This window comes from Micromonospora sp. NPDC005254 (assembly GCF_042872525.1).
GTDB lineage: Bacteria > Actinomycetota > Actinomycetes > Mycobacteriales > Micromonosporaceae > Micromonospora.
Genome location: NZ_JBIAKM010000001.1, coordinates 255,641 through 281,989 on the forward strand (window position 1 = coordinate 255,641; position 26,349 = coordinate 281,989).

Genomic DNA, 26,349 nt, shown 5'->3' on the forward strand with positions numbered 1-26,349 from the left:
TCGGCATCGACTGGTGGGAGCACGACCCGTGGCTGAGCTCCCGTGCCCGCCCTCCGGTGGAGCCGGGACCGCGCGATCCGGAGCAGGTCGAGGCGGAGCGGCGACCCCGGGTGGCGGCCCGGGCGCGACGTCGCGACGCCGAGGTGGAGGAGTGGGATGAGTTCGACGGCTGAGGTGGCTTCCGACCGGCGTGCCGCGGTGGCCGGGGTCTGGCTGCACGGTGTGGTGCGGGACGTCGATCGGGCGGCGCTGGCGACGGTCGCCGGGATGGGTGGTGTTCCGGTCCGCGCGGTGTCCGCCGCCGGGCTGGTCGCGGTCGTCAGCACCGCGCCGCTCGACGAGTACGGCGAGGAGCCGCTGCGCCGCAACCTGGAGGACCTGGCCTGGTTGGAGCGGGCCGCGCGGACGCACCATGCAGTGGTCGAGGCCCTCGCCCGACAGGGTCCGGTGGTGCCGGCCCGACTCGCCACAGTGCACACCGACGACGGGCGGGTCGCCGCGTCGCTCGCGGCCCGGCGGGCCGAGCTGTCCGCCACGCTGGCCCGATTGACCGGGCGCGGCGAGTGGGGCGTCAAGGGCTACCTGGTGCCGGGGGCGCCCGTGCCGAGCGTCGCCGGGGCGGGCAGCGGCGGGGTGGGGACGGCGTACCTGCGCCGCAGACGTGCCCAGTTGACCGCCCGCGAGGAACACCAGCAGGTGGCGAGCGCCGCCGCGGACGCCGTGCACGTCGCCCTGTGCGAGGTGGCCGTGGCGGGCCGCCGGCACGCCCCACAGGACCGGCGGCTCTCCGGCGTGCCCACACCGATGGCGCTCAACGGTGCGTACCTCGTCGACACCGCGACGCTGCCCCGCTTCACCGACCTGGTCGGCTCGTTGGGTTCCCGTCATCCGGGCCTCCGGCTGGAGCTGACCGGGCCGTGGCCGGCGTACTCCTTCGTGGCGGAACGGCCGGAGCCCACCGGCGCCGGTCGGGGGTCGCGGTGACCGCCGCCCTCGTGCCGAGCAGCGCGGACGGTCCGCTGGCCTACCGGCCGGTTGCCCTGGTCGACCTCCTCGACCGGGTGCTCGCCACCGGCGTGGTGATCAGCGGCGACATCACGTTGTCCATCGCCGACGTCGACCTGGTCCGGATCTCGTTGCGGGCGCTGGTCGCGTCGGTCGGCGCGCTCGCACCACCGGAGGACGTCCGATGACCGGCCGGGATGACGCGGGCGAGTTGGTCGCCGCGCTCGCCGCGCAGTCGTGGCAGCCACCCCGGGTCACGCCGCTGGACCGCCGGATCGCGGTGGACCGCGACTCGGTCGAGCGGGGGCTGGCCAGCCTGGTGCTCACCGTCGTCGAGCTGCTGCGCCAGCTCATGGAGCGGCAGGCGCTGCGCCGGGTCGACCTCGGCGACCTCACCGAGGAGCAGGTCGAGCGCATCGGAGTCACCCTGATGGCGTTGGAGGAGCAGATGGTGGGGCTGCGTGAGCACTTCGGTCTGGCCCCGGAGGACCTGAACCTGGACCTCGGCCCGCTCGGCCCGCTCCTCCCCACGGACTGACCCGTACCGGACGGTGAGGAACACCGCCTGTCGTCGAGTGGATCTCTCCACCGAGGAATGTGCCGCTCTGGTAACGCGCCGGGTACGACAAAAGGTTGGGTGGGGCGCTCAGTCCCGGCCGGCGGCGTACGCGGCGAGCCAGGCGACCTGGGCCGGGTCGAGCGACGGCCGGACCCGTTCCCGGGCGACCGCCACGTGCGCGGCGGTGACCGTGGCGGCGGCCAGGGATTCCCGCATCGCCGCGAGCGCCGCCTCCCGGACCACCGCCGCGCAGTCCGCCGCCGAGAAGCCGGACAGCTCCGCGCCGAGGGCGGCCAGGTCGACGTCGGGCGCCAGCGGCACGTGCCGGGACGCGGCCCGCAGGATCTCGGCGCGGGCCGGCCCGTCCGGCGGCGGCACGTAGACCAGTCGCCCCAACCGGCCGGGTCGCAGCAGCGCCGGGTCGACCAGGTCCGGCCGGTTCGTGGCGCCGACCACCACCACGTTGCGCAGCGTCTCCACCCCGTCCAGCTCGGTGAGCAGCGCGGCGACCACCCGATCCGTGGTGCCCCCGTCGGTGGCCTGCCCGCGTACCGGCGCCAACGCGTCCACCTCGTCCAGGAAGATCAGCGTCGGGGCGGCCTCCCGGGCGCGGCGGAACAGCTCGCGTACCGCGCGTTCGCTCTCGCCCACCCACTTGGAGAGCAGCTCCGCGCCCTTCACCGAGAGCACGTTCGCCCGCCCCGACCCGGCGAGCGCGGTGACCAGGTACGTCTTGCCGCAGCCGGGTGGGCCGTAGAGCAGCACGCCGCGCGGTGGCTGTACGCCGAGGCGGGCGAACGTGTCCGGATAGGTCAGCGGCCACAGCACCGACTCGGTAAGCGTCTGCTTGACCTCGTCCAGGCCGCCGACGTCGTCCAGGGTCACCGACGCCAGCTCCAGGGTGGACGCGGCCATCGTCGTCGGCCGGACCACCTCCAGGGCGGCGGTGAAGTCGGCCATCGCCACCGTGGGCGTCCGCGCGGTCTTCTGCCGCAGCGCCGCGCGTACCCCGGCCTCCCGGACCAGCGCGGCCAGGTCCGCCGCGACGAACCCGGGGGTACGCCCGGCCACCTCGTCCAGCCGGACGTCGTCGGCGAGCGGCACCTGCCGGGTCAGCACGGTGAGCTGCTCACGGCGCAGGGCCGGGTCGGGCAGCGGAACGCTGATCCGCAGCGACAACAGGTCCGGTGCGCGCAGCGCCGGGTCGACCGCCTCGGGTCGACCGGTGGTGCAGACCACGGCGACGCCGGCGTGGACGGTCTCCGCGAGCACCTGCCGGAACACCGTGGCCAGCGGGCCGGGCTCCTCCGCCGGGGCCAACGCCTCCACATCGGTGACCATCAGCACCGCCGGTCCGCCGGCACGAACCGTCGTCGCCGCGGCGCGCAGCCGGTCGGCGGCCGCCTGGTTGGTCAGCGCGGCCACCTCGGGCGCCCACAGCGGGTGGACGCGGGCGCCCACCCGGGCCGCGACGGCCCGGACCAGCGCCGACTTCCCGGAGCCGGCCGGCCCGGAGAGCAGCACACCCAGCGAGATCGTGGTGCCGAGCCGGCCCAGCACCTCCCGGTGGTGGAAGCCGAGATCCAACAGCTCGGTCAGCTCCTCGGCCTGGGCCCGCAGGCCGGGCAGCTCGTCCACGTCCGGCGCGTCGCCGGTCGCGTTCACTGCCGGGGCCGCGCCGAACCCAGGCGCCCCAACGGGCTCGCCGTGGGTGGCCGGCCCGTGCTCCCAGGCGACCACCGTGTCCATGGTGACCAACGACCCGGCGGACTCCTCGACGGCGACCACGGTGAGCAGGGTGCTGGTCCAGGCGAAGCCGACGGTGGTGGCGAGGCTGCGCCGGGCCGCCTCGACGAGGCTGCGCGTCGAGGCGTCCGGCAGCACGTCCTGCGGCAGCAGCGACACGTCGTCGCCCGCCGTGACCACCTTGCCGAGCAGGGCGAGCCGGAGCATCTCCGGGCTGACCGCCGCCACCACCTGCACCGGCCCGGTCAGCGTGACCCGGCCCGCCGGGGTCAGCGGCAGCGGCGACACCCGCACCGAAGCGCCGTCCCGCAGGCCCAGGTTGCCCAGCGTCAGGTCGTCGGCGTACAGCAGGGCGCTGCTCGCGCCCGCCCCGGCCGCCGCGACGATCCCCGCGGTCTGCCGGCGGCCCGTCAGTCGCACCGGGTCGCCGGGGCGCAGCCCCAGCGCGGTCAGCGCCTCCGGGTGCAGCCGCACGATGCCCCGTCGGGCGTCCAGCGCCGCGGGCCGCAGGCTCGCCGTCAGGGTCAGGTCGGGTTGGGCCACCGCCCGACCGTAGCCGGCGTCAGCTCGTCGGGGCGGTCAGCGCCGCGGATCCAGCTCATCCAGCAGCGACGGATCCCGCCGGATCAGCTCGGCCAGACGGGCCGCCGGGTCCGGGGTCAACCCGTCCGGGCCGGGTGCCCACGCCGGCACCGTCCGACCGGACAGCGGCCAGGACGGCGGGGGTTGCACCGGCGGCTCCGGGCCGACCGTGACGTCCGGGCCGTCCCAGGAGACCCGCAGCGGGTACGTCCGACCGTCGTGCTCGACGCGGACGGTCACCGCCAGGCCCGGGTGTGCGCCGACGACCTGGCGGACCGCCTCGGCCACCTCCTCGACCGGACCCCACCCGACGACGTCGCCGGGGCTCTCCCGTTCCGCGTGCCGCCCATCGTGCCGGGCGGGCCCGGCGTTGCGCCCACCCGTGGCGGCGCCCTGCCCAGCGGTCGGGCCCGGCGGTGGCGCGGTGTCGTCCCGATCGGTGACCCGCCGGCGCAGCGCCTCCTCGCGCCGGGCCAACCGGGCCAGCGTCTCGTCCAGGTCGCCCCTCACAGATCACCCCTTCCCGCCACGGCCGGAGCCGGTCGACTCAGGCCTTCCTGTCCCGGGTGGCCCGGTCCAACGCCCGGTCCAGGACGACCAGCAGGGCGTCCCGCACTGAGAGCCGGTCCCGGGCGTCGAACTGCACCAGGGGAACATGATCGCCGATGGCGAGCGCCCAGCGGATCTCGCCGAGTTCCAGGGCCAGTCGCCCGTCGAACGCGTTGACCCCGACCACGAACGGCAACCCGGCCCGCTCGAAGAAGTCGATCGCCGGGAAACAGTCGTCCAGCCGGGAGCTGTCGACCACCACCAGCGCGCCGAGCGCACCTCGGGCCAGGTCGTCCCACATGAAACCGAACCGTGCCTGCCCAGGGGTGCCGAACAGGTAGAGCTTCAGGCTGCGGTCGATGGTCACGCAACCAAAATCCATCGCCACCGTCGTGGTGGTCTTGCTCGACCGTACGCCGGGGTCGTCCACGCCGATCCCGGCGCTGGTCATCTCGGCCTCGGTGGTCAGCGGCGCGATCTCGGAGATCGCCCCGACCGTGGTGGTCTTGCCCACGCCGAACCCGCCGGCGACGAGAATCTTGACCGGCACGGGTGGCGCCGCCGGTGGCCGGTTGGTCAGCGCGGCGTCGGCCGGTGGCCGGTACGGCGGTGGCGGCCCGGTCGGCGGCGGCGCGGCCCGTCCGAGCGCCGGGGGAGTCCCCGGGGCCGTGCTGTAGCGGGCGGTGGCGCTGTTGCCGGCGAGCCCTCCGAGCGGGACGCCCGGCCATTCAGGAGATCGCACGAAGTCCATCAATCACTCGCAGGATGAGGTCGGGGTCGAAGGCGTCGTTGGCGTCGGTGACGTGCACGTCCAGGTGCCCGGCGGCCCGCAGGTCGCCGACCAGGACCCGGGTCACGCCGAACTGCAGCCGGGCCCGGGCGGAGAGTTCGGCCACCGAGATCGGCTCGGCGCAGAGCGCGATGATCGCCTGGAGTTCCGGCGCCAGCAGGCCGACCGGTGGGTCGGTCCACCGGCCGCCGTCCGGGCGCAGGGTCACCTGCGTCTCCAGCCCGATCGCCGGATCCGCGCCGGCCACCCGCCCGGAGGTGAGCACGAACGGCCGCGGACCTGTCGGGCCGCCACCGCTCGGCTGCGGCTCTGGCGCCGCCGGAGCGCCGCCCCCACCCGGGTGCGGCGTGCGCAGGTAGGGGCGGATCCGGGTCCCGGGCTCCGGGTCCGGGTCCTCGCCGGCGACGTCGGGGGTCACTGCTGGACGGCGTTCTTCAGCTCGACGATCAGTCGCGGGGTCAGCGCACCACCGGCCCGACCGGCAAAGAGCGTCATCTCGTACGCGACGGTGCCCAGGTTCGCCGACCGGTCGGCGACGACGCCGAGCACGGAGCCACTGCTGATCGCGCTGATCAGCAGATAGCCGTCGGCCATGTCGACGATCACCCGGTTCAGGCCGCCGAGCGCGTACCAGCTGGCCGCGCCGCCGGCGAGGCTGGTCATGCCGGAGACCACGGCGGCCAGCCGCTCCGCGTTGGAGCGGTCCTTGATCGCCGACATGGCCATCAGCAGCCCGTCCGAGGAGACGGCGATCGCCTCCAGCACCCCGGCCGTGCTGGAGGTGAAGGAGTCCAACAGCCAGTTGAACGTGCGCGCTTCGGGACTGAGGTCCCCGACGGCGCCGGGCTGGCTCTGGTGGTCGACGTTGTCGTGCAGGAAGGGGCTGGTCACCGTGATGATCCTTCTTCGTTCCGACGGTCTGGGCTGACTTCGCGGAGAGCACGGGCGACGCCCGCCTCGAACTCGGTGATGAGGTCGCGTACCTCGGCCGGGTCCCCGGGGTGCGGGCTGAACGGCTGGCAGGGTGGGGAGACCGTGAGGTTAGCGCCGGGCACCCGGCGGCTCAGTCGGGGACGGCCCCGGGTGAGTCCGGCGGTGTCCGCCACCGTGGGGCCGAGGCCGCCCGGGGTGGCGGGCAGGTCGACGGTCTCGCTCGGATCCGCCAGCGTGGGGCCGGCGCTGGTGGCCGGCTCGGTGGCTGTGCGCATCGACCACTGCCCGACCGGGCGGCCGGCGGCCGGCGGGACGCTCAGCTCGGCCCGGCGTACGCCGGACTGGAACGCCTCGACCAGCGCGCGAGCGGCGTCCGGGTCGCCGCCGGTGGCGTCGACCGGCCGGGTCGGCGCGGCGGTGGCGGGGAGGCTGGCTCCGGGCACCCGCTGCCGGACCCGGGGGCCGGCGGTCGGACCCGGCGCCGCCGTCGCCGGGCTTTCCGCGGTGGCGGCTGGACCCTGTGCCGTAGCGGCGGAAACGCCGGTGTCGACCGGTTCCCGAGCGCCGAACGCGTCCCAGGACTGGCCCGACTCCAGGCTGCGGGTGGCCCGGCTGAGCAGGTCCGTGTCGAATCCGGCCGGTGCCGCGACGGCGGCGCGGGAGCGGGCTTCGCGGGCGGAGTCGAGAGCCGGCCGTCGGCCCCGGTCCGGCACGGCTGCCCGGGCGACCGTCGCCCCGGCCCGGTCGGCGCGGCGCAGCACCAGCGACGTCTGCGGGATCTCCACCTGCGCGGTCACCCCGCCGCCCACGGTGGCGGCGAGGCTCACCTCCCAGCCGTGGCGGCGGGCCAGCCGGCCCACCACGAAGAGACCGAGCACCTCGGTCGGCGCCAGGTCGAGGCGTTCGCGCCGGGTGAGCCGGGCGTTCTCCTCGGCCAGTCGCTGCTCGCTCATGCCGATGCCGTTGTCCACCACCGTGATCCGGGCGCCCCGCCCGGACGTCTCGCCGGCCACCAGCACCCGGGTGTGCGGCGGGGAGAAGACTGTCGCGTTCTCCATCAGCTCGGCCAGCGCCAGGACGAGGTCACCGACGACCGCCGGAGCGGCGGCGATGCCCGCCGGCACCTGCACCTCGACGCGGGTGTAGTCCTCGATCTCGCCGAGCGCCAGCCGGACCACGTCGGCCAGCGGCACCGGCGCGGTGTGCGCGTCGGCGCCGGCCGAGCCGGAGAGCACCACCAGGCTGCCGGCGTTGCGCCGCAGCCGGCTGGAGATGTGGTCGAGCCGGTACAGGTGCTCCAGGCGGCCCGCGTCGGCCTCCTGCTGCTCCAGCCGGTCGATCAGCGCGAGCTGGCGGCTCACCAGATTCTGCGTACGCCGCCCGACGTGGCCGAACATCTGCGCCACGTTGCGCCGGCCGGCGACCTGCCGCTCGACCAGCTGGGCCGCGGTGTTCTGCACCCGGTCGAAGGCCCGGGCCAGGTCACCGATCTCGTCGTTGGACCGGATGACCACCGGCTCCAACCGGACCGCCTGGACGTGCTCCGTCTCGTCGTCGGTGACCCGGACCAGCTCGGCCTCGGCGACCCGGGCGACCCGGTCGGCGGAGCGGGTGAGCTGGCTCAGCGGTCGGGCGACCGTCCGCGCGACTGCCACGCTGAGCAGCACCACCAGCGCCAGGATCAACGCCGCCGCGGCACCCACCAGGTACGCGGCGGTCAGCGCCCGCCGCTGGTCGGCCTTCACCTCGGCGAGAACGTCGGCGACGAGCTTCTTCTCGACGAACTGGCCGAGCTGGATCATCGTGCGGACGGCCGGAAAGAGCGCGTCCATCGGCACGTCGCGGACCGCGGCGGCCGGGTCCCGGGCGCTGGTGATCAGGAAGTCGGGGCTGGTACGCGCGGCCACCGCCGCGTCGTTGAGCTGGGCCACCTTGAGCTGCTCGGGCGTGATCAGAGTGCGGAAGCGCAGGTTGTCGACCTGAAGGGCGGCGATGCACGCCACGTACCCGGCGGTGGTGTCCGGGCTGCCGATCGCCTTGACCAGGATGCTCAGGGTGGCGCAGGCGCCCAGGCCCTCGTCGGCGCGCAGCAGCCCGTCCAGGGCGAGCACCTGGCGGCCCGGCAACGTCTCGGTGTCCACGCTGAAGACCAGCCGCAGCGATTCGATCAACCCCCGGTTGACCGGGCCGAACGCGTCCATCACCTGGCCGGGGTTCGCGGCTCGGGCCAGCACGGCCGTCCGCAGGTCGATGAGGCTGGACACCCCGCTGAGCGCGTGGTCGACCCGCTCGGTCAGCGCGTCGCCGCCGTCGGCCCGCAGGTCGGCCACCCGGTCGTCCACGTCGGCGGCCTTGCGGACCAGCTCGGAGCGTTCGACCCGGCCGAGGAGGTAGCCGACCGACAGGATGCGTTCCTGTTGCAGGTCCTGGACGAGGCTGCCGACCCGGCTGGCGAGCCGCACCTGCTCGGTGATGTCGGCGGCGCGTTGCGCGGCGGCCACCCGGTCCAGCACCACGGGCACCGCGAGGCCGACCATGCTGAGCAGGGGGATCACCACGAGCAACGCGAGCTTTCCGCGGATCCGAAGCCTACCGAGAAGCATCGAACGGCCCCCACTGCGCGAGGATCGGCTCGTGGGCCGCGCCGACCGGTTGCAGCGGTCGAGGGTCGGCCGGTTGGCCGGTCGGGGCTGGCGGTTGCCAGGGGTCTCCGGGCGGCGGGGCGGCGGGGCTGGCGGCGTCCGACGTGGCGGCCCGCCGACGTGCGCGTCGACCGGCGGCGATCAGCATGCCGGCGAGCCAGGCCAGCAGCAGGAAGGCCAGCGCGCCCGCCCCGGCGGCCAGCCAGCGGTCCCGGGCCAGCCCGTCGATCCGCTCGGCGAGCAGGGCGTCCAGTTCGCCGAGGATGACCGGCTGGAGCTGCCGCGCGGCGTTGCGCGAGTTGAGTGCGGCAGCGGTCAGTTGGCCCTGGTCGATGGTGCCGGTGGCGCTCGGGGTCGAGTACAGGGCCAGCGCCTCCACCGACCGCTGATAGGCGTCCAGCGGGGTCAGCACGTTGGCGCCCAGGTCGGTGCTCTCCGAGCTGTCCACGGCGGAGCGCAGGTTGTCGACCACGTCCCCGGCCGGCGACAGGGCGGACACCCGCATACCGGTCAGCTCCATGAGGCTGCGGGCCCGTTCGGCGGCCGGTCGTCGGGTGGCGAGCGCGCCCAGGTCGGCGAGCCGGCCGGCGCCCACCACCGCCTCGGGCAGCTCCTCGCCGGCGCTGTCCTGCAGGAAGAACGAGTCGGCGCCCGGGTCACGGCCCAGTCCCGAGCTCTCCCGGATCTTGCGGTGCAGGGCGAGCAGCAGGTCGGTGACCTCGCCGTACGCGGTGTAGGCGGCCTCCGGGTCGGCGGGGCTGCGGTCGCGCAGCGCCTCCACCTTGGCCCGTAGCCCGGCCCACCGTTCCTGGCTGCGCAGTTGCCCGCCGATGCGGGCGTCCACCGTGGCGGCCTGCTCGACGGCGCGGCTCAGCGGCTCGCCCGGGACGGGGCGTCCGGCGACGGCCGCGGACTGGGCTTCCACAAGCGCCTCGGTGACCGGGGCCAGGGCGCGCAGGTACTGCACGCCGAGCCGTTCGCGGTCGGCCAGGCTCCGATCGTCGCCGGTCTGCCGCCAGGTGGATGCGAAGAGCAGCCCCACCGGCGCCAGCAGCGCGACGATGAGCAGCAGCGGCAACGACCGGCCCAGCATGGACGTCCGTCGACGGGCCCGCGGCGCGGGGACTGTCATGGTGTGTCTCCTCCGGCGTCGGGCGGGGGAACAGCGCGGCGTCGGGCTCGCCGACAAGTCCCGTCTACCGGACCGGAAAACTAACCGAACCCTGTGGGGGCCGACCGGTTGCCGGTGAGTCAGTTTTGCGTCAGTTCGAGCGATGTCACCGTTCGTCGGGGTTCCGAGCACGCTGTGTCCCGTCGATGCGTGTGACATGAAGGGATCGATGGGGATATCCGCGGAAGATCGGAATTCACGGGATCCGAACTCAACTCACCCGGCCGCGCCGGAGGATGCGCGGTCGCACCGGGATGGATCACCGATCGGAGCAACCGGACGGACGTACGGCGGATCTCAGCCAACGCTCAGCCTGCGGCCCGTACCGTGTGCCGCATGAGATCGCCGTCGCCGGCCGCGTGGTTCCGGCGTGCCCTGCCCACCCGCCGCCGCGCGATCGCCGCGGCGGCGGTCGTTGTGCTGCTGGCGGCCGCCGTCGGTTGGGCGGTGTGGCCGCGGAAATCGGGCGTACGCACCCAGAGCGCGATGCTCACCGTCCGCTCCGGACCGTCCGGAGACCAGCCCGTCGACCTGGACACGACCCTCTACCTCCCGACCGGGGCGTCGTCCGGTCGGAAGGTGCCGGCGGTGCTGCTGGCGCACGGGTTCGGCGGGACCAAGGAGTCGGTGCGCTCGGACGCCGAGGAGTTCGCCGGGCGCGGCTACGCGGTGCTCACCTGGACCGCGCGGGGCTTCGGCCGCAGCGGCGGCGAGATCCACCTGGACAACCCGGACTACGAGGTGCGCGACGCCGAGCGGCTGCTGGATTGGCTGGCCGCCCGGCCCGAGGTGCGCACCGACGCCCCCGGCGATCCGAAGGTCGGCGTGGTCGGCGGCTCGTACGGCGGCGGGTTGGCGCTGCTGCTGGCCGCCCAGGACCGTCGGGTGGACGCGATCGTCCCCATGATCACCTGGAATGACCTGTCCCGGGCGTTCCTGCCGGAGAGCACCGGTGCGGCACCGACCGAGGGCGTGTTCAAGAAGGGCTGGGCGGGTCTCTTCTTCGGTGGGGGCGGCAACGTGGGCAGTGGCCCGGCCGGGCTCTCCGGGGCGACCGCAGCCCAGCCCGAGGGGGCGCCGGCATCGGCCGGCCCGCCCAGCCCGGGGCCGGGCGAGGGCCCGGGCACGGCTCCCGGTGGAGCCCCGGCCGGCGCCGCCGACCCGTCCTGCGGGCGATTCGCCGCCGACGTGTGCGCCGCGTACCTGCGGATCGCCACCGCCGGCCGCGCCGACCAGGCCGCCGTGGACCTGCTGCGCCGGTCCAGCCCGGCGGGCGTGCTGGACCGGATCAAGGCCCCCACCCTGCTGGTGCAGGGTGAGGCGGACACCCTCTTTCCGCTCGGTGAGGCGGACGCGAACGCGAAGGGCATCGCCGCCGCCGGCACCCCGGTCCGGGTCGCCTGGTTCACCGGGGGGCACGACGGTGGCAGTGGACCCCGCTCGGACGAAGACCGGGTGAAGTTCCTGACCGTCCAGTGGCTCGACCACTACGTCAAGGGCGAGGGGGACGCGCCCGGCGACGACTTCACCTGGTCGCGGATCGCCGGCTTCGACGCGCTCGACCGGGGCCTGGTCGCCACCGGTTTCCGCCGCGCCGACTATCCGGGCCTGGCCGGCAACGCCCGCCGGGAGGTGACTGTCGCCGGTCCGGCGCAGCCGATCGCGAACCCGCCGAACGGCAACCCGGCCGCCATCTCCTCGATCCCCTTCGCCGGTGGCCTCACCTCGCTGCTGGACGGGGTGGCCGGCGACGTGCCCGGCCAGCACGCGCGCTTCGAGTCGGCGCCGCTGACCGAGGCGGTGGACGTGGCGGGCGCACCCACCGTCACCGTGCGGGCCGCCTCGCCGACCGGGGAGGCGGTGCTCTTCGTCAAGCTCTACGACGTCGACCCCGAGGGCGCGGCCACGCTGCCGAACGGGCTGGTCGCCCCGGTCCGGCTCACCGGCCTGCCGCAGCGGGTGCAGGACGCCCGCCCGGTCACCGTGACGCTGCCCGGGATCGTCCGCCGCGTCGAGGCCGGGCACCGGCTGCGACTGGTGGTGGCCAGCTCCGACCAGGCGTACACCACGCCCGCCGAGCCGACCGTCTACACGGTGGCCGCGGACGGCGCGGTCAGCCTGCCCACGGTCAGCGGGGAGCCGATCCCCACCGCGGCGACGCTCTGGCGCTGGGTGCTCGCCGGCCTGCTCGCCGCCATCGTGATCGGGCTCGTCGTAGTCGTGGCCGTGGTCCGCCGCCGGCACCGCCGCCAGGACCGCTCGGTGCATCCGGAGTACGCGGACACCCCGCTGGCCGTGCGCGCGCTGCGCAAGGAGTACGCGGACGGCTTCGTCGCGGTGTCGAACGTGGACTTCGAGGTGCACCCCGGTCAGGTGGTGGGTCTGCTGGGGCCGAACGGCGCCGGCAAGACCACCACCCTGCGGGTGCTGATGGGGCTGACCCAGCCGACCGCTGGGGAGATCTACGTCTTCGGTCGTCGGCTGGTGCCCGGCTCGCCGGTGCTGTCCCGGATCGGCGCGCTGGTGGAGGGGCCCGGCTTCCTGCCGCACCTGTCCGGTCTCGACAACCTGAAGGCGTACTGGAAGGCCACCGGACGGCCGGCCGAGGACGCGCACTTCGACGCGGCCCTGGAGATCGCCGGGCTGGGCGACTCGGTACACCGAAAGATCAAGAATTACAGCCACGGCATGCGCCAGCGGCTCGCCATCGCCCAGGCCATGCTCGGCCTTCCCGAGCTGCTGGTGCTGGACGAGCCGACCGACGGGCTCGACCCGCCGCAGATCGCCGAGATGCGCCGGGTCCTCCAGCGGTACGCCACCGACGGCCGCGCGGTGCTGGTCTCCAGCCACCTGCTGGCCGAGGTGGAGCAGACCTGCACGCACGCCGTGGTGGTGAACAAGGGCCGGATCGTGGCGTCCGGGCCGGTGCAGGAGATCGTCGGCGAGTCGCCGAGCGTGCTGTTCGACGTCACCGATCCGGTGGCGGCGCGGGCGGTGCTGGACCGGCTGCACGGCGTACGGGTGCTGCCGGAGAGCGACGGCCAACTGGTGGTCGACACCAACGGCACGGCCCGCAGCGAGGTGGTGGCGGAGCTGGTGCGCGCCGGCATCGGGGTGGACCGGGTGGTGCCCCGGCGGCGCCTGGAGGACGCGTTCCTCGCCCTGGTGGGCGAGAACTCTCGGGGAAGCGGTGACCGGTGATGGCTGGATCTCCCGTCGAGGCGCCGGTGGGCGTCACCGACCCGGCCGGTGCGGCCCGGGGCTACCGACCCTCGGCCACCATGCCGTTCGCGGCGGAGTTCCGCCGGCAGGCGGCGCGGCGGCGGACCCAGCTGGCGCTCGGGTTCATGGTGCTGCTGCCGCTGATCATCCTGGTCGCCTTCCAGTTCAACTCGGGTGGCGACGACGACAACGGCAACAACGAGTTCGCCAGCCTGGTCGACCTGGCCACCTCCGGCGGGCTCAACTTCACCCTCTTCTCGATCTTCGTGTCGGCGTCGTTCCTGCTGGTCGTGGTCGTCGCGCTGTTCTGCGGCGACACGGTGGCCAGCGAGGCGAGCTGGGGCAGCCTGCGCTACCTGCTCGCGATCCCGGTGCCCCGGGCCCGGCTGCTCACGGTGAAGCTGGTGGTCGCGCTCGCGTACTCGGGGCTGGCCCTGCTGCTGCTGGCCGGCACCGCCCTGCTCGCCGGGACCCTGCGCTACGGCTGGTCGCCACTGCGCAGCACGGTCGCCGCCGAGCTGGAGCCGACCGAGGGGCTGCTCCGACTGCTGGCCGTGCTCGGCTATCTGGCGGTCGTACTCCTGGTGGTGGCCGGCCTGGCGTTCCTGCTGTCGGTGACGACGGACGCCGCGCTCGGCGCGGTCGGCGGAGCGGTCCTGCTCTGGATCCTGTCCAGCATCCTGGACCAGATCACCGCCCTGGGGGGCCTGCGCGACTTCCTGCCCACCCACTTCAGCACCGCCTGGCTGGGGCTGCTCTCCACGCCGGTGCAGACCGACGACGTGGTACGCGGCTGCATCTCCGCGATCAGCTACGCGACGCTGTTCTGGGGGTTGGCGTTCTGGCGGTTCACCCGCAAGGACATCACGTCGTAGCCTTCCGCCAGGCGCTGACGCCGATCCGGCCCGTGTTGCCCACGTCGATCGGGCCGTCCGGGTCGACCTCCTCGGCCGGCTGACCGGCGGCGGGCGCGACCGTCAGGTACGCCCCGGCGGTGGCCACCACTGTCGAATCGGTGACCAGGTTGCGCCAGAGGACTGTGGCGACGGCCCTCTCGCCCTTGCGCAGCGTGACCGGCTGCGGCGGCTGATCGAAGCCCGAGGTGATCTCCTTCGCCCCGTTCACCACCCGCAGGATGATCGGCTTGCGCTGCTCGTTCAGGACCCACACCGCCGGGTAGCCGTTGAGCCGGTAGGGGCGGTCGCCGCAGTTGACCAGTTCCAGGCCGAGCGCGCGCAGCCCCATCGCCGCGTCCCCACCGGTGGACCGGATCCGAACGCCGGAGGCCGGGCACTCGGCGACCGGCTCGGCGCTCGCCGACGGGGTCGTGCCGGGCGTGGTCGGTGGCCGGCCCGTGGGATCACCACCCTGGCCCCGATGGTCGCCGGGTGTGCAGGCGGCGAGCAGGAGAGCTACTGCGGCCACCGCGACCACCGCGCTGGCCCGTCGCCGTGCTGCCGTGCCGAGGGAGATCATCCGCCGATCCTCGCCCACGCGGGCGTCCCACCGCCGCCCGGCCCCGCAGCTCGCCCTGGCCCGCTCTCGTGCGACCCGCCGGCCTACCGCTCCACGGCGGACCGGTGATCCACCCCCACTCCGCCGACGTGGCGGTATCCCGCGACGTGGAAAGCCCCATGTCGGCGATACGGAGTGGATCATCGTTCGTGCGTCAGCCGACGGGGCACTTCGTCTGGGCGTGATGGCGTTGTTCGGCACGCCGGATGACCAGAGCGGCCCGCCGGCATCGCCGCGCTCAGGGCGCGGTGGGCTCTACGCCCCACACGTGGGGCAGCTCGACAGGCGCTGCGGGCAGCTCGACAGGCTGTACGGCCACCTCGGCTGGCGGTACGTTCTGGGCGGGAGCGCTCCCACACGGGCGATATGTTCCGAGCGGGGATCTTCCCACTAGCAAGGAATTTATTAACTTCGATACATTCATGTCCCACCATTGAAGAGATCTGTCCCCTTCGATGGAGGTCTCCATGAACGTCTCTCGGCTCGGCGGGCCGACCCTGTCCCTGTTCCGCATCGTGACCGGCCTGCTGTTCATGCTGCACGGCCTGTCCTCGATCTTCGGGTTGTTCGGCGGCAACCCGATGACCGGCTCGGCGATACCGTTCGGCTCCTGGCCGGGCTGGTGGGCCGCGCTGATCCAACTGATCTGCGGCGCGCTGGTGCTGGCCGGGCTCTTCACCCGGCCCGCCGCGCTTCTCGCCTCCGGCTCGATGGCGTACGCCTATTTCGTGGTCCATCAGCCCGAAGACCTGCTTCCGCTGCGCAACGGCGGTGAGCTGTCGGCGCTTTTCTGCTGGTCGTTCCTTCTGGTCGCGGCGCTCGGCTCGGGCCCCTGGGCGCTCGACGCGCTGTTCGCCCGGCGTCGCGCCGACGCTCCACCGGCCTCGGTGACCGACCCCGCCCCGGTTTCCGCCTGACCGCACCCGTACCGCGCGTCGCCGGAGCCTCGACGAGGCGGCTCCGGCGACGCGCGCCCGTTCGAGGTCGGTCGAGGTCGGTCGAGGGTCGTTCGAGGTCGGTCGGATCGGGCGAAGGCGGCGGCGTCAGGCCGGAGGGCGAGGCGCGAGGACCGCGTCCAGCAGGCCGGGGTAGAGCTTGTCCACCTCGTCGCGGCGCAGTCGGACCAGGCGGCTCGTGCCGGCGGCACGGGTCCGGGTCAGGCCGGCCTCGCGCAGCACCTTGAGGTGGTGACTGCGGGTCGCCTTCGAGACGCCGAAGTCGAAGCTGCCGCACGCGGCCTCGCCACCCTCGGCGAGCGCCCGCACGATCTGTAGCCGCACGTCGTCGGCGAGTGCGGCCAGCACGGCGGTGACCGGTACGACGGTCAGGTCGGGTTCGTGCGGCTCCATGTGACCAGTGTAACCCTTGTTCGACAACTCTCGAACAACACCCTATGGTCGGTGTCGTTGGTTCGAAAATACTCGAACAAGGGAGCTGCCGATGCGATCCCGCGCCGCCGCCTATCCGCTGCTCGCCGTGCTCGCCTGGGGCGCGATGTTCCCGATCCTGGCCAGCGCGCTGAGCCGGGTCGATCCGCTCAACCTGACCACCGCCCGCTACCTGTTCGCCACAGTCATCCTGGTCGCCATCCTGCTGGTCCGCGAGGGCCCCGCAGCGCTGCGGCTCGGCGGTCGGGGAGTCGAGGTGGTGGTGCTCGGCGTCGTCGGCTTCGCCGGCTTCAACCTGCTCACCAACCTGGCGCTCGAACACGCCGCCCCGCAGCAGATCTCCCTCTTCGTGGCCACCACGCCGGTCATCACCCAGCTGGTCCGGTGGGCCCGGGACGGCGTACGACCGAAGCCGCTCCTGCTGGCCCTCTCCCTGGTGGCGCTCCTCGGAGTCGGCCTGGTGATCACCCGCGGGAGCCTTGTCGGGTTCGGCCAGTTCGGTCTCGGCGGGCTCATGATGATCGGCGCGGTGCTCGGCTGGGGCATCTACACCCACGGCGCCAGCCGGTTCGGCGCCTGGTCGCCGCTGCGCTTCACCACGCTGACCGCGCTCGCCGGCACGGCCGCCATGCTGGCCGCGAGCATCGGCGCCGACGCCGTCGGGTGGCAGCACGCGCCGGCCGCCGCCGACCTCGTGGCGGTCACCCCACAGTTGGCGTACGCCGTGATCGTCGCCGCCGTCGTCGCGGTGCTGGCGTGGAACACCGGCGTGCAGCGGCTGGGCGCGGCCAACGCCGCCCTGTTCATGAACCTGGTCCCGGTGACCACCTTCGTCGTGCAGATCGCCCGCGGCTACCGGCCGGAGGCGATCGAGCTGGTCGGCGCCGCGATCACCATCGCCGCCCTGGTCGCCGCGAACCTCGCCACCAGGGCACGGACCCGGTCGTCGTCCCTGCCGCGACCCACCGCGGTCACCGACCCGGCCGCGGTGGTCGACCCGGTGGCGGTGGCCGCCCGCTGACCCACTCCCTGGGATACCCGGTGGAGGCGACAGGCAACGTTGCCTAGACTCGACGGCACAACTGCATACCTCATCCAGAGGGGCTGAGGGATACGGCCCGACGACGCCCCGGCAACCACCCCGCGCGCTCACCGCTGAGCGACCCGCGGGGCAGGTGCCAATTCCGTCCCCGCCGCACCGTGCGATGCGGGGAAAGATGAGAGGACTCTCGACATGACGTCGACGCTCGCCGCCTCCGGCATCGACACCTCCGCCAGCCCCGCCCGCGCCCTGGTCTGTCGCGCCTGTTCGGCCCGCTACCCGCTCGCCGCCCAGCACGCCTGCTACGAGTGTTTCGGCCCTCTCGAAGTGGACTACGACACCGCGGCCCTGGCCACGGTCACCCGGGAGCAGATCGAGGCGGGCCCGAAGAACATCTGGCGGTACGCCGCGCTGCTGCCCGCCGGCCAGGACCCGGCCACCCGGGTCACCCTCGACCCGGGGCTGACCCCGCTGGTGGCGGCCCCGCACCTCGCCGCCGAGCTGGGCATCACCGCACCGCTGTGGGTCAAGGACGACAGCGCCAACCCGACCCACTCGTTCAAGGACCGGGTCGTCTCGGTGGCGCTGACCGCCGCGAAGGCACTCGGCTTCACCCGGTTCGCCTGCGCGTCGACCGGCAACCTGGCCAACTCGGTGGCCGCGCACGCCGCCCGCGCCGGTGTGCCCTCGGTGGTCTTCATCCCCAGTGACCTGGAGCAGGGCAAGGTCATCACCACCGCCGTGTACGGCGGCGAACTGGTCGCCATCGACGGTTCGTACGACGACGTCAACCGGCTCTGCGGTGAGCTTGTGGAGACCGACGAATTCGAGGACACGGCGTTCGTCAACGTGAACGTCCGGCCGTACTACGCGGAGGGCTCCAAGACCCTCGGCTACGAGGTGGCCGAGCAGCTCGGCTGGCGCATCCCGGCCCAGGTGGTCATCCCGATGGCCAGCGGTGAGCTGCTCACCAAGATTGACAAGGCGTTCTCCGAACTGGTCGAGATCGGCCTGGTCGAGGCGCCGGCCGGCGGCTGGAAGGTCTTCGGGGCCCAGTCGGCCGGCTGCAACCCGATCGCCGCCGCGCTGCACGCCGACACGGACACGATCACCCCGGTCAAGCCCACCGGCATCGCCAAGTCGCTCAACATCGGCGACCCGGCCGCCGGCCTCTACGCCCTGGAGGCGGTCCGCCGCACCGGCGGTTGGATGGAGTATGCCGACGACGACGAGATCCGCGCCGGCATCCGCCAGCTCGCACGCACCACAGGCGTCTTCGCCGAGACGGCGGGCGGGGTGACCGCGGCGGTGCTGCGCAAGCTGGTCGAGTCCGGGCGGCTCGACCCGACGGCCGAGACTGTCGTGTTCAACACCGGCGAGGGCCTGAAGACCATCGACGCGGTGGCCAGTCAGGTCGGCCCGACCCACCACATCAAGCCCAGCCTTCGCGCCGCCCGCGACGCCGGCCTCCTCGGCTGACTCTGGGGCCGCGCCGGGCCCACCGGCCAGTAACTGGGTTTTCGCTGTGAGTATGGAAAACCCGCCGGTCTGGACTTGACGGCAGGAACCGGACGGCGCAAGATGCTCCGTGCGGGAGGGCATTTCGCCGGAGACTTTTGAAGTTCTTGCGACCCAACGCCGGAGGCGTTGTGCGAGTGTCCCTCCCGACCACGTCCGATGGGGCCAGCGAATAATTCGCTGGCCCCATCGCTTTTCCGCCTGTCAGGCTCCCCGGCATGAGCATCACCATCACGTCGTTCGACGGCGCCGACCGGGCCGCGGTCGACGAGGCGTACCGGGTCGGGGTGGCGGCCAACGAGGTCGACCTTCCGGACTTCCCGCCCTTCTGCCGGCGTCGCTTCGACGCGCTGTTCCACACGCCGGCACCCGGCACCCGATCGCTCTGGGCGCTGGCCCGGCTGGACGGTGTGCCGGCCGGGTACCTCCAGCTCGACCTGCCGCAGCTCGACAACACCGACAACGCCACCGCCGAGCTGACGGTGCGTCCCGAGCTGCGGCGGCGCGGCGTCGGCCGGGCACTGCACGAGTACGGGGTGCGTCTGCTGCGCCAGCACGGCCGCAAGCGGGTGGTCGCGATGACCGTCCGCGCGCTGCCCGGCGGTGCGGCCCGTTCCGGGGCGGGCGACGCGTTCGCCGCCTCGACCGGGGCGCAGTCCGCCCTGGCCGAGGTGCGACGCCGGCTGGAGATCGCCGACATCGACCGGGTCGCCCTGCGGGCGGCGCTCGCCGAGGCCAAGCCGCGGGCGGAGGGCTACCGGTCGGTCTGCTGGCAGGGCACCACGCCGCAGGAGTACGTGGCGGACATCGCCTACCTGGACAGCCGGCTGTTGATGGACGCGCCGATGGGTGACGTGCAGTGGGAACCGGAGCAGGTGGACGCCGAGCGCATCCGGGGCAACGAGCGCGCGTTGGACGCCCGGGGCCGGCGGCGCTACCACCTCGGGATGCGGCACGAAGCGTCCGGTCGGTTGGTCGCCTGGACCCTGCTCGACGTGGGCGCCTCCGCCGACTGGCACGCCTTCCAGCAGATCACCATCGTCGACCCGGCCCACCGTGGGCACCGCCTGGGCCTGATCGCCAAGGCGGAGAACCTGCACCACCTGCTCACCCACGAGCCGGCGGTACGCGTCATCGACACCTGGAACGCGGCCAGCAACAGCTACATGGTGGCCATCAACGAGCAGCTCGGCTTCCGCCCGGTGGACGCCTGGAACAACTGGCAGCTCACCCTCTGACGGGTATCGGCGCTACTGCTCGCGGACCTGGCTCAGGCATGAACCTCTGTCTGGCATCCGCCCCTACTGCTCGCGGACCTGGCTGTTGCATGATGGCTGGCATGACGGAGACCCCGCATCCCCTGTACGACAGGCACGCCGACACCCTCAACCGAGCGCTGACCGCGATCACGGAGCGGGGCTACTGGTCCGCCTATCCCGAGTCCCCCAGCCCCCGCGTGTACGGCGAAACCGCCGCCGCCGACGGCAAGGCCGCCTTCGAGGCGTACCTCGGCGGTGATTTTCCGCTCGACCAGCCGGGCGCCGGCGAGCGGATCGCCACCGAGACGAGCCCGTTCGGGGTCGAGCTGGCGGTGCGTTACCCGCACGCCGGCACCGACGAGCTGATCGCCGCCGCCTCCGCCGCGCTCCCGGTCTGGCGCGACGCCGGCCCGCAGGCCCGCGTGGGCGTCTGCCTGGAGATCCTGGACCGGCTGCACAAGCACATCTTCGAGCTGGCCAACGCGGTGCAGTTCACCAGCGGGCAGGCGTTCGTGATGGCCTTCCAGGCCGGCGGCGCGCACGCGCTGGACCGGGCGCTGGAGGCGCTGGCGTACGCGTACGCCGAGATGACCCGGCACCCCGGCACGGCCGGCTGGGAGAAGGCCGCCGGCAAGGGCGACCCGCTGCGGATGACCAAGACGTTCCACGTGGTCCCGCGTGGGGTGGCGTTGGTGATCGGCTGCAACACCTTCCCGACCTGGAACTCGTACCCCGGGCTGTTCGCCTCGCTGGTCACCGGCAACCCGGTGATCGTCAAGCCGCACCCGCGCGCGGTACTGCCGCTGGCCGTCACGGTGAAGTACGCCCGGGAGGTGCTCGCCGAGGCCGGCTTCGACCCGAACCTGATCATGCTGGCGGCCGAGGCGCCCGGTGAGAAGCTCGCCAGCGACCTGGCCCTGCACCGGTCCGTCAAGATCGTCGACTTCACCGGCTCCACCGAGTACGGCGACTGGCTGGAGACGCACGCCCGGCAGGCGTCGGTCTACACCGAGAAGGCCGGCCTGAACACGGTGGTCATCGACTCCACCGACGACTTCGCCGGCATGTGCCGCAACCTCGGCTTCACGCTGACCCTCTACAGCGGGCAGATGTGCACCACCTCGCAGAACATCCTCATCCCCGCCGGTGGCATCGAGACCGACCAGGGCCACAAGAGCTTCGACGAGGTGGCCGGCGGGATCGCCGCGGCGGTCGGCAAGCTGACCGCCGACCCGGCCCGGGGCGTCGAGCTGACCGGCGCCATCGTCAACGACGGGGTGCTGGACCGGCTGGCCGAGGTCACCAAGGTGGGTGAGCTGGTCCTGGAGTCACGGGCCGTGGCCCACCCGGCGTACGCCGACGCGGTGGTGCGTACCCCGACCATCGTGAAGCTGGGCGCGGACGACGCCGAGACGTACGGCCGGGAGTGGTTCGGGCCGATCTCGTTCGCCATCGCCACCGACTCCACAGCCCACAGCCTGGAACTGCTGCGCCGGACGGTCGGGGAGAAGGGCGCGCTCACGGCGGCGGTCTACTCCACCGACGAGGCGGTGCTGGACGCCACCGAGGCGGTGGCGGTCGAGGTCGGGGTGCACCTGTCCTGCAACCTCACCGGCGGGGTCTTCGTCAACCAGTCGGCGGCGTTCTCCGACTTCCACGGCAGTGGGGCGAACGCGGCGGCCAACTCGGCGCTGACGGACGGGGCGTACGTGGCCAACCGGTTCCGGATCGTGCAGTCGCGGCGTCACGTCTGATCTTTGGTTGCGGTTGGGGGTTTCCGGGGCAGCCCGCCCCGCTCCGGGCGGTCAGGCTTGATCCCTGCGCGGGGCGGGCTGCCCCGGAAACCCTCACGTGGACGCGGTCGTCGCTGACGCGTCCGGCTTTTAGACATCACCGGGGTTCTGCCTTGGGATGGGTTCTCTTGTTTCTAGGCTGTTCGGCGCATCTGTAGTTCGTTCAGGGCGGGGATCGTGGGGTGGGGGACTCGCACGCCGGTGTCGGTGAAGCCCAGCCGCCGGTAGGCCCGGTAGGCGCGGTCGTTGCCTACCACCACCTCCAGCAGCAGCTCCGGTCGGCCGCAGGCCCGGGACCAGGCGGCCACCCCGTCGATCAGCTCGCCGAGCAGCCCGCTGCCCCGCCAGGCCGGCGTGACGTACACGGCGTAGATGACGGTCAGCCCCGGCTCGTTCGGCGCGACCGTGCCGCCGGCGTGCCCGACCAGACGGCCGCCCGGGTCCGCGACGAACTGCGCGTTGTGGGGGCCGGCCGACGTGTACGCCACCCGCGCGGCGAACTCGCGGTGCGGTCGGGCCGCCGCGTCCGCCACGGTCTCCAGGAAGGCCAAGGGCGCGTCGGCGAGCATCTCCAGGCGCAGTGCCCGCATCCGGGCGGCGTCCTCCGGCCGGACCCGGTGGATCTCGGCCTGCCGAACGGCGGCTGAGCCGATATCGGTGGTCATGTCTGCATGCCTACCACAGGGGCGGGAGCTGCCTCGGGGCGTGCCCCGCCCCGCCGCCGGGCCGCCGGGCGGCGAGCCGGGACCGGTCGTCCGTGGCCCGTTCCGGTCCGGCCCCCGGGCCCGGTCGGATCGCCCGGGAATACGCCCGATTTGGGGTCGTGCGCGGCCGTCACTCCTCGTGTAGCGTGCGATTTCGGTCACCCTTTCAGCGGCCGTCGTCGATCGCTGAGGCGGTGGTCCGAGGGCGTCCGGCCGTGCCGCGCGCCCGGGCAGGCAACGCTGCGCAAGAGTGAGGGAAGTGCACCGTGGCACAGGGTTCCGTGAAGTGGTTCAACGCCGAAAAGGGCTACGGCTTCATCGCCGTCGACGGCGGTCAGGACGTGTTCGTCCACTTCTCCGCGATCGAGATGGACGGCTACAAGGCGCTCGACGACGGCCAGCGGGTGGAGTTCGAGATCGCCCAGGGCCAGAAGGGCCCGCAGGCGGAACACGTACGCGTCATCGCCTGAGCGAATTCCCGACCTTTTCGCTCGCGGATCACCCCCGATCGGCTGGCGGGTCGGGGCTGCGGTGCGGACGCCCACCCGGGAAGATCGTGAGCCGTTCCAGCCGATGCTGAGGAGGGTTCATGACCGACCAGCCGCCCCCACCCACCACGCCCTCCGGGCCGGGTGAGCCGGGCCCGTCCGACCCCACCTCACCCATCTCCGGCGCGGCCCCGGGCACGCCACCGGCCTCCGGCGCAGACCCCGGGCCGCCACCCGGACACGACCCCGGCCCTGCGATGCCGCCCGGATACGGCCCCGGCCCTGCGATGCCGCCCGGATACGGCCCCGGCCCTGCGATGCCACCCGGATACGGCCCCGGCCCTGCGATGCCGCCTGGATACGGCCCCGGCCCTGCGATGCCGCCTGGATACGGGCCGCCACCCGGCCCGATCCCCCAGGGTTGGGGGCAGGCCGGTCCGGCGGGTACGCCGGATCCCACCGCGCAGGGCGGTTGGGGTCCACCGGCTGGGCCGCCGCCCGGTTGGGATCCCGCGCGGGGCGGTTGGGGTCCGGCCGGTGCGCCGCCGCAGGGCTGGGTCTTTCCGCCCACCGGCGGCTACCCGCCGGGGTCTGGTCCCTACGGTGGGCAGCCGTGGTATCCGGGGGCGCCGGTCAGCTGGTACCCGCCAGGTCACGGGTTCGATCCGAACGACGCCCTGGTCACTCCGCCCGGTGCCGGCATTGGGGCCTGGTTCGAGCGGTGCGGGGGCGCGCTGCGCCGAAGCTGGCGGCAGTTGGTGCCGATCATGCTGCTCACGCAGGTCTTGCCGGCGGCGGTGCTCTCGGTCATCTCGCTGGGTGTGGACCCGTCGCCCGGCTGGGAGGCGCAGGCCGAGATGGATCCGGCGGCCGGACTGCCGGACAACTTCGCCGCCACCCTGGCAACCCTCGTCGCCGTGCTGGTCGGCGGCAGCCTGCTGATCGGTCTGGTGCAGGCGGTGGGGTGGGCCGCCGGCAGTTGGGTGATCACCCAGCAGGCGACCGGCCGGCCCGCCAGCCTGGATGCGGCGCTGCGGTACGGCCTGCGCCGGGCGCTCGGCCTGTGGGGCTGGACGTTGCTGGTCAGCGTGCTCATCGGTATCGGCTTCTGCTTCTGCGTCCTGCCGGGCATCTATCTGGCGTTCGCGTTGAGCCTGGCCGGCCCGGTCTACCTGTTCGAGCGGCAGAACCCGATCGGCCGGTCGTTCGGGATGTTCCACGCCCGGCTCGGGCTGCTGCTCGGCCGGGTGGCCGTGGTGGGCGGGGCTGTGATCGTCGGCACCGTGGTTCCGGGCTTCCTGGAGTCGGTGGGCACCGGCGCGTTGGGCACGGACCCGTTCGCGTCCCCGGGCGCCGCGGTCGGGGTGGTGGCGGTGATCGGTGTCGCGGCGCTGCTGGCGCTGCCGGCCCACCTCGTCCAGTTGATCGGTCTGCTGGTCACGTACACCGAGCAGCGGGCCCATGAGGGGCCGGTGAACAGCGCCGGACTGGCGGCCGAACTCGGCTGAGCGGCGTCATCGTGCTTGCACTCGGCAGGTGAGAGTGCTAAACAAGTCATTGGCACTCGCGTACCGTGAGTGCCAACGGTCGGGACGGTGGGGCCAGGTTGCCCAGGCGTGGAGACGCCGGGGCGGCACATGGCCGGTCGTCGCGGGCTATCCGGCCCGGCCGGAGGACGTCGTCGTCGCCTGGTGGCGGCGTCCCAAGGTGCGTAAACCAGGCGGCCCATCCGGGACACACACTCGGGTGGCCGTGAGTGTCCAGGAGGACAACGCCGTATGGCAAAGATGATCGCGTTCGACGAAGAGGCGCGCCGCGGCCTCGAGCGGGGCATGAACCAGCTCGCTGACGCCGTAAAGGTGACCCTCGGCCCGAAGGGCCGCAACGTCGTGCTCGAGAAGAAGTGGGGTGCCCCCACCATCACCAACGATGGTGTGAGCATCGCCAAGGAGATCGAGCTCGAGGACCCGTACGAGAAGATCGGCGCCGAGCTGGTCAAGGAAGTCGCCAAGAAGACCGACGACGTCGCCGGTGACGGCACGACGACGGCGACCGTCCTGGCCCAGGCCCTGGTTCGCGAGGGCCTGCGCAACGTGGCCGCCGGCGCCAACCCGATGGCCCTGAAGCGGGGCATCGAGGCTGCGGTCGCGAGCGTCTCGGAGGAGCTGTCCAAGCTCGCCAAGGACGTCGAGACCAAGGAGCAGATCGCCTCCACCGCCTCCATCTCCGCTGGCGACAGCACCGTCGGCGAGATCATCGCCGAGGCGATGGACAAGGTCGGCAAGGAAGGCGTCATCACCGTCGAGGAGAGCAACACCTTCGGGCTGGAGCTGGAGCTCACCGAGGGTATGCGCTTCGACAAGGGCTACATCTCGGCCTACTTCATGACCGACCCGGAGCGCATGGAGGCCGTCTTCGACGACCCCTACCTCCTGATCGTCAACAGCAAGATCTCGTCGGTCAAGGACCTGCTTCCGATCCTGGAGAAGGTCATGCAGTCGGGCAAGTCGCTGCTGATCATCGCCGAGGACATCGAGGGCGAGGCCCTGGCCACCCTGGTCGTCAACAAGGTCCGGGGCACCTTCAAGTCCGTCGCCGTCAAGGCGCCGGGCTTCGGTGACCGCCGCAAGGCCATGCTCGCCGACATCGCCATCCTCACCGGTGGCCAGGTCATCAGCGAGGAGGTCGGCCTCAAGCTGGACGCCGTCGGCCTCGACATGCTGGGCCGCGCCCGCAAGGTCGTGGTGACCAAGGACGAGACCACCATCGTCGACGGTGCCGGCGACGCCGACCAGATCCAGGGTCGGGTCAACCAGATCCGGGCCGAGATCGACAAGAGCGACTCCGACTACGACCGCGAGAAGCTGCAGGAGCGGCTGGCCAAGCTGGCCGGTGGCGTTGCGGTGATCAAGGTCGGCGCGGCCACCGAGGTCGAGCTCAAGGAGCGCAAGCACCGCATCGAGGACGCCGTTCGCAACGCGAAGGCCGCCGTCGAGGAGGGCATCGTCCCGGGTGGTGGCGTCGCGCTGGTGCAGGCCGGCAAGACCGCCTTCGACAAGCTGGACCTGGTCGGCGACGAGGCGACCGGTGCCAACATCGTCAAGGTCGCGCTGGACGCCCCGCTGCGGCAGATCGCCGTCAACGCCGGCCTCGAGGGCGGCGTCGTGGTGGAGAAGGTCCGTAACCTCGAAGCGGGTCACGGCCTCAACGCCGCCAACGGCGAGTACGTCGACCTGCTGGCCGCGGGCATCATCGACCCGGCCAAGGTGACGCGCTCGGCGCTGCAGAACGCCGCTTCCATCGCGGCGCTCTTCCTCACCACCGAGGCCGTCGTCGCGGACAAGCCGGAGAAGAACCCGGCTGCCCCGGCGGGCCCGGGTGGCGGGGACATGGACTTCTGAGTCCAGTTCCGACACACCGAACGGGGCGGGCCGCTGACGCGG

23 protein-coding genes and 1 riboswitch are annotated in these 26,349 nt (G+C 73.1%); of the genes, 13 read left to right on the top strand and 10 right to left on the bottom strand.

Annotated features, from left to right (window positions below; genetic code table 11):
* Positions 1 to 156: 156 nt before the first annotated feature.
* Genes ACFYPR_RS01235 through ACFYPR_RS01245 form a run of 3 tightly spaced genes read left to right on the top strand, consistent with a single transcriptional unit; the run spans position 157 to position 1,543 of the window.
* Positions 157 to 984 carry a GvpL/GvpF family gas vesicle protein gene (locus tag ACFYPR_RS01235; RefSeq protein WP_387178045.1) on the top strand — a complete coding sequence of 276 codons (828 nt, stop codon included), beginning with the start codon at positions 157 to 159 and terminating at the stop codon, positions 982 to 984.
* Complete coding sequence (locus ACFYPR_RS01240) at positions 981 to 1,193, top strand: gas vesicle protein (protein ID WP_355135667.1); 213 nt, start codon at positions 981 to 983, stop codon at positions 1,191 to 1,193. Before ACFYPR_RS01235 ends, ACFYPR_RS01240 begins: the two co-directional genes overlap by 4 nt.
* Positions 1,190 to 1,543, top strand: coding sequence for a gas vesicle protein K (locus ACFYPR_RS01245; RefSeq protein ID WP_387178048.1), 354 nt, complete (start codon positions 1,190 to 1,192; stop codon positions 1,541 to 1,543). The genes ACFYPR_RS01240 and ACFYPR_RS01245 overlap by 4 nt, the downstream gene beginning before the upstream one ends.
* 108 nt (positions 1,544 to 1,651) lie before the next feature.
* On the opposite strand, the gene ACFYPR_RS01250 is transcribed toward ACFYPR_RS01245, so the two are convergent.
* From ACFYPR_RS01250 to ACFYPR_RS01280, 7 genes are read right to left on the bottom strand one after another with little or no spacing between them, the layout of a single operon-like run.
* On the bottom strand, positions 1,652 to 3,853 hold the full coding sequence (locus ACFYPR_RS01250; RefSeq protein ID WP_387178051.1) for an AAA family ATPase: 2,202 nt from the start codon (positions 3,851 to 3,853) through the stop codon (positions 1,652 to 1,654).
* A 36-nt stretch (positions 3,854 to 3,889) separates the two neighbouring features.
* On the bottom strand, positions 3,890 to 4,402 hold the full coding sequence (locus tag ACFYPR_RS01255) for a hypothetical protein (RefSeq protein ID WP_354858049.1): 513 nt from the start codon (positions 4,400 to 4,402) through the stop codon (positions 3,890 to 3,892).
* Between the two features lie 37 nt (positions 4,403 to 4,439).
* A complete protein-coding gene (locus tag ACFYPR_RS01260) occupies positions 4,440 to 5,192 on the bottom strand; it encodes an ATP/GTP-binding protein (RefSeq protein WP_387178054.1) in 753 nt (250 codons plus the stop codon).
* A complete protein-coding gene (locus ACFYPR_RS01265; RefSeq protein WP_354858044.1) occupies positions 5,170 to 5,649 on the bottom strand; it encodes a DUF742 domain-containing protein in 480 nt (159 codons plus the stop codon). Before ACFYPR_RS01265 ends, ACFYPR_RS01260 begins: the two co-directional genes overlap by 23 nt.
* Positions 5,646 to 6,122 carry a roadblock/LC7 domain-containing protein gene (locus ACFYPR_RS01270; RefSeq protein ID WP_007465863.1) on the bottom strand — a complete coding sequence of 159 codons (477 nt, stop codon included), beginning with the start codon at positions 6,120 to 6,122 and terminating at the stop codon, positions 5,646 to 5,648. The genes ACFYPR_RS01265 and ACFYPR_RS01270 overlap by 4 nt, the downstream gene beginning before the upstream one ends.
* Positions 6,119 to 8,767 (bottom strand): nitrate- and nitrite sensing domain-containing protein, encoded by a 2,649-nt coding sequence (locus tag ACFYPR_RS01275; protein ID WP_387178058.1) that lies wholly within the window; start codon positions 8,765 to 8,767, stop codon positions 6,119 to 6,121. The genes ACFYPR_RS01270 and ACFYPR_RS01275 overlap by 4 nt, the downstream gene beginning before the upstream one ends.
* Positions 8,754 to 9,938 carry a hypothetical protein gene (locus tag ACFYPR_RS01280; protein ID WP_387178061.1) on the bottom strand — a complete coding sequence of 395 codons (1,185 nt, stop codon included), beginning with the start codon at positions 9,936 to 9,938 and terminating at the stop codon, positions 8,754 to 8,756. Before ACFYPR_RS01280 ends, ACFYPR_RS01275 begins: the two co-directional genes overlap by 14 nt.
* 375 nt (positions 9,939 to 10,313) lie before the next feature.
* Between ACFYPR_RS01280 and ACFYPR_RS01285 the strand changes: the two genes are divergently transcribed.
* On the top strand, positions 10,314 to 13,178 hold the full coding sequence (locus ACFYPR_RS01285; RefSeq protein ID WP_355064421.1) for an alpha/beta fold hydrolase: 2,865 nt from the start codon (positions 10,314 to 10,316) through the stop codon (positions 13,176 to 13,178).
* Positions 13,178 to 14,074, top strand: coding sequence for an ABC transporter permease subunit (locus ACFYPR_RS01290; RefSeq protein WP_355064423.1), 897 nt, complete (start codon positions 13,178 to 13,180; stop codon positions 14,072 to 14,074). Before ACFYPR_RS01285 ends, ACFYPR_RS01290 begins: the two co-directional genes overlap by 1 nt.
* Here ACFYPR_RS01290 and ACFYPR_RS01295 read toward each other — a convergent pair.
* Entirely contained in the window at positions 14,064 to 14,675 is a 612-nt protein-coding gene (locus tag ACFYPR_RS01295) for a DUF4232 domain-containing protein (protein ID WP_355064425.1), read from the bottom strand. The genes ACFYPR_RS01290 and ACFYPR_RS01295 overlap by 11 nt on opposite strands.
* Before the next feature lie 506 nt (positions 14,676 to 15,181).
* On the opposite strand from ACFYPR_RS01295, the gene ACFYPR_RS01300 reads away from it, so the two are divergent.
* Positions 15,182 to 15,631, top strand: coding sequence for a DoxX family protein (locus tag ACFYPR_RS01300; RefSeq protein ID WP_355064427.1), 450 nt, complete (start codon positions 15,182 to 15,184; stop codon positions 15,629 to 15,631).
* A gap of 126 nt (positions 15,632 to 15,757) precedes the next feature.
* Here the strand turns inward: ACFYPR_RS01300 and ACFYPR_RS01305 are convergent, their stop codons facing one another.
* The gene (locus ACFYPR_RS01305; RefSeq protein WP_355064429.1) at positions 15,758 to 16,063 is read right to left on the bottom strand and encodes a metalloregulator ArsR/SmtB family transcription factor; all 306 of its coding nucleotides are present in this window, start codon (positions 16,061 to 16,063) and stop codon (positions 15,758 to 15,760) included.
* 91 nt (positions 16,064 to 16,154) lie between these two features.
* Between ACFYPR_RS01305 and ACFYPR_RS01310 the strand changes: the two genes are divergently transcribed.
* The 4 genes from ACFYPR_RS01310 (at position 16,155) to paaN (ending at position 21,675) form a co-directional block, all read left to right on the top strand.
* A complete protein-coding gene (locus ACFYPR_RS01310; RefSeq protein ID WP_355064431.1) occupies positions 16,155 to 17,123 on the top strand; it encodes a DMT family transporter in 969 nt (322 codons plus the stop codon).
* 67 nt (positions 17,124 to 17,190) lie between these two features.
* A riboswitch (SAM riboswitch) is annotated at positions 17,191 to 17,326 on the top strand.
* 10 nt (positions 17,327 to 17,336) lie between these two features.
* On the top strand, positions 17,337 to 18,623 hold the full coding sequence (thrC, locus tag ACFYPR_RS01315) for a threonine synthase (RefSeq protein WP_355064433.1): 1,287 nt from the start codon (positions 17,337 to 17,339) through the stop codon (positions 18,621 to 18,623).
* Positions 18,624 to 18,880: 257 nt separating this feature from the next.
* A complete protein-coding gene (locus tag ACFYPR_RS01320; protein WP_355064435.1) occupies positions 18,881 to 19,900 on the top strand; it encodes a GNAT family N-acetyltransferase in 1,020 nt (339 codons plus the stop codon).
* Positions 19,901 to 20,001: 101 nt separating this feature from the next.
* Positions 20,002 to 21,675 (top strand): phenylacetic acid degradation protein PaaN, encoded by a 1,674-nt coding sequence (gene paaN / locus ACFYPR_RS01325; protein WP_355064437.1) that lies wholly within the window; start codon positions 20,002 to 20,004, stop codon positions 21,673 to 21,675.
* 173 nt (positions 21,676 to 21,848) lie between these two features.
* On the opposite strand, the gene ACFYPR_RS01330 is transcribed toward paaN, so the two are convergent.
* Positions 21,849 to 22,379 (bottom strand): GNAT family N-acetyltransferase, encoded by a 531-nt coding sequence (locus ACFYPR_RS01330; RefSeq protein WP_354861453.1) that lies wholly within the window; start codon positions 22,377 to 22,379, stop codon positions 21,849 to 21,851.
* Positions 22,380 to 22,684: 305 nt separating this feature from the next.
* On the opposite strand from ACFYPR_RS01330, the gene ACFYPR_RS01335 reads away from it, so the two are divergent.
* From ACFYPR_RS01335 to groL, 3 genes are all read left to right on the top strand, one after another.
* Positions 22,685 to 22,888, top strand: a complete 204-nt coding sequence (locus ACFYPR_RS01335; protein ID WP_088950422.1) for a cold-shock protein — start codon at positions 22,685 to 22,687, stop codon at positions 22,886 to 22,888.
* 785 nt (positions 22,889 to 23,673) lie between these two features.
* A complete protein-coding gene (locus tag ACFYPR_RS01340) occupies positions 23,674 to 24,414 on the top strand; it encodes a hypothetical protein (RefSeq protein WP_387178084.1) in 741 nt (246 codons plus the stop codon).
* A 270-nt stretch (positions 24,415 to 24,684) separates the two neighbouring features.
* Positions 24,685 to 26,307 (top strand): chaperonin GroEL, encoded by a 1,623-nt coding sequence (groL, locus tag ACFYPR_RS01345; RefSeq protein WP_354861457.1) that lies wholly within the window; start codon positions 24,685 to 24,687, stop codon positions 26,305 to 26,307.
* Positions 26,308 to 26,349: the final 42 nt, after the last annotated feature.

Coding starts and splice junctions, on each gene's coding strand:
- ACFYPR_RS01235 (WP_387178045.1), top strand. CDS start 157: ATGAGTTCGACGGCTGAGGTGGCTTCCGACCGGCGTGCCGCGGTGGCC.
- ACFYPR_RS01245 (WP_387178048.1), top strand. CDS start 1,190: ATGACCGGCCGGGATGACGCGGGCGAGTTGGTCGCCGCGCTCGCCGCG.
- ACFYPR_RS01260 (WP_387178054.1), bottom strand. CDS start 5,192: ATGGACTTCGTGCGATCTCCTGAATGGCCGGGCGTCCCGCTCGGAGGG.
- ACFYPR_RS01275 (WP_387178058.1), bottom strand. CDS start 8,767: ATGCTTCTCGGTAGGCTTCGGATCCGCGGAAAGCTCGCGTTGCTCGTG.
- ACFYPR_RS01280 (WP_387178061.1), bottom strand. CDS start 9,938: ATGACAGTCCCCGCGCCGCGGGCCCGTCGACGGACGTCCATGCTGGGC.
- ACFYPR_RS01285 (WP_355064421.1), top strand. CDS start 10,314: ATGAGATCGCCGTCGCCGGCCGCGTGGTTCCGGCGTGCCCTGCCCACC.
- ACFYPR_RS01290 (WP_355064423.1), top strand. CDS start 13,178: ATGGCTGGATCTCCCGTCGAGGCGCCGGTGGGCGTCACCGACCCGGCC.
- ACFYPR_RS01295 (WP_355064425.1), bottom strand. CDS start 14,675: ATGATCTCCCTCGGCACGGCAGCACGGCGACGGGCCAGCGCGGTGGTC.
- ACFYPR_RS01300 (WP_355064427.1), top strand. CDS start 15,182: ATGAACGTCTCTCGGCTCGGCGGGCCGACCCTGTCCCTGTTCCGCATC.
- ACFYPR_RS01305 (WP_355064429.1), bottom strand. CDS start 16,063: ATGGAGCCGCACGAACCCGACCTGACCGTCGTACCGGTCACCGCCGTG.
- ACFYPR_RS01310 (WP_355064431.1), top strand. CDS start 16,155: ATGCGATCCCGCGCCGCCGCCTATCCGCTGCTCGCCGTGCTCGCCTGG.
- thrC (WP_355064433.1), top strand. CDS start 17,337: ATGACGTCGACGCTCGCCGCCTCCGGCATCGACACCTCCGCCAGCCCC.
- ACFYPR_RS01320 (WP_355064435.1), top strand. CDS start 18,881: ATGAGCATCACCATCACGTCGTTCGACGGCGCCGACCGGGCCGCGGTC.
- paaN (WP_355064437.1), top strand. CDS start 20,002: ATGACGGAGACCCCGCATCCCCTGTACGACAGGCACGCCGACACCCTC.
- ACFYPR_RS01330 (WP_354861453.1), bottom strand. CDS start 22,379: ATGACCACCGATATCGGCTCAGCCGCCGTTCGGCAGGCCGAGATCCAC.
- ACFYPR_RS01340 (WP_387178084.1), top strand. CDS start 23,674: ATGCTGCTCACGCAGGTCTTGCCGGCGGCGGTGCTCTCGGTCATCTCG.
- groL (WP_354861457.1), top strand. CDS start 24,685: ATGGCAAAGATGATCGCGTTCGACGAAGAGGCGCGCCGCGGCCTCGAG.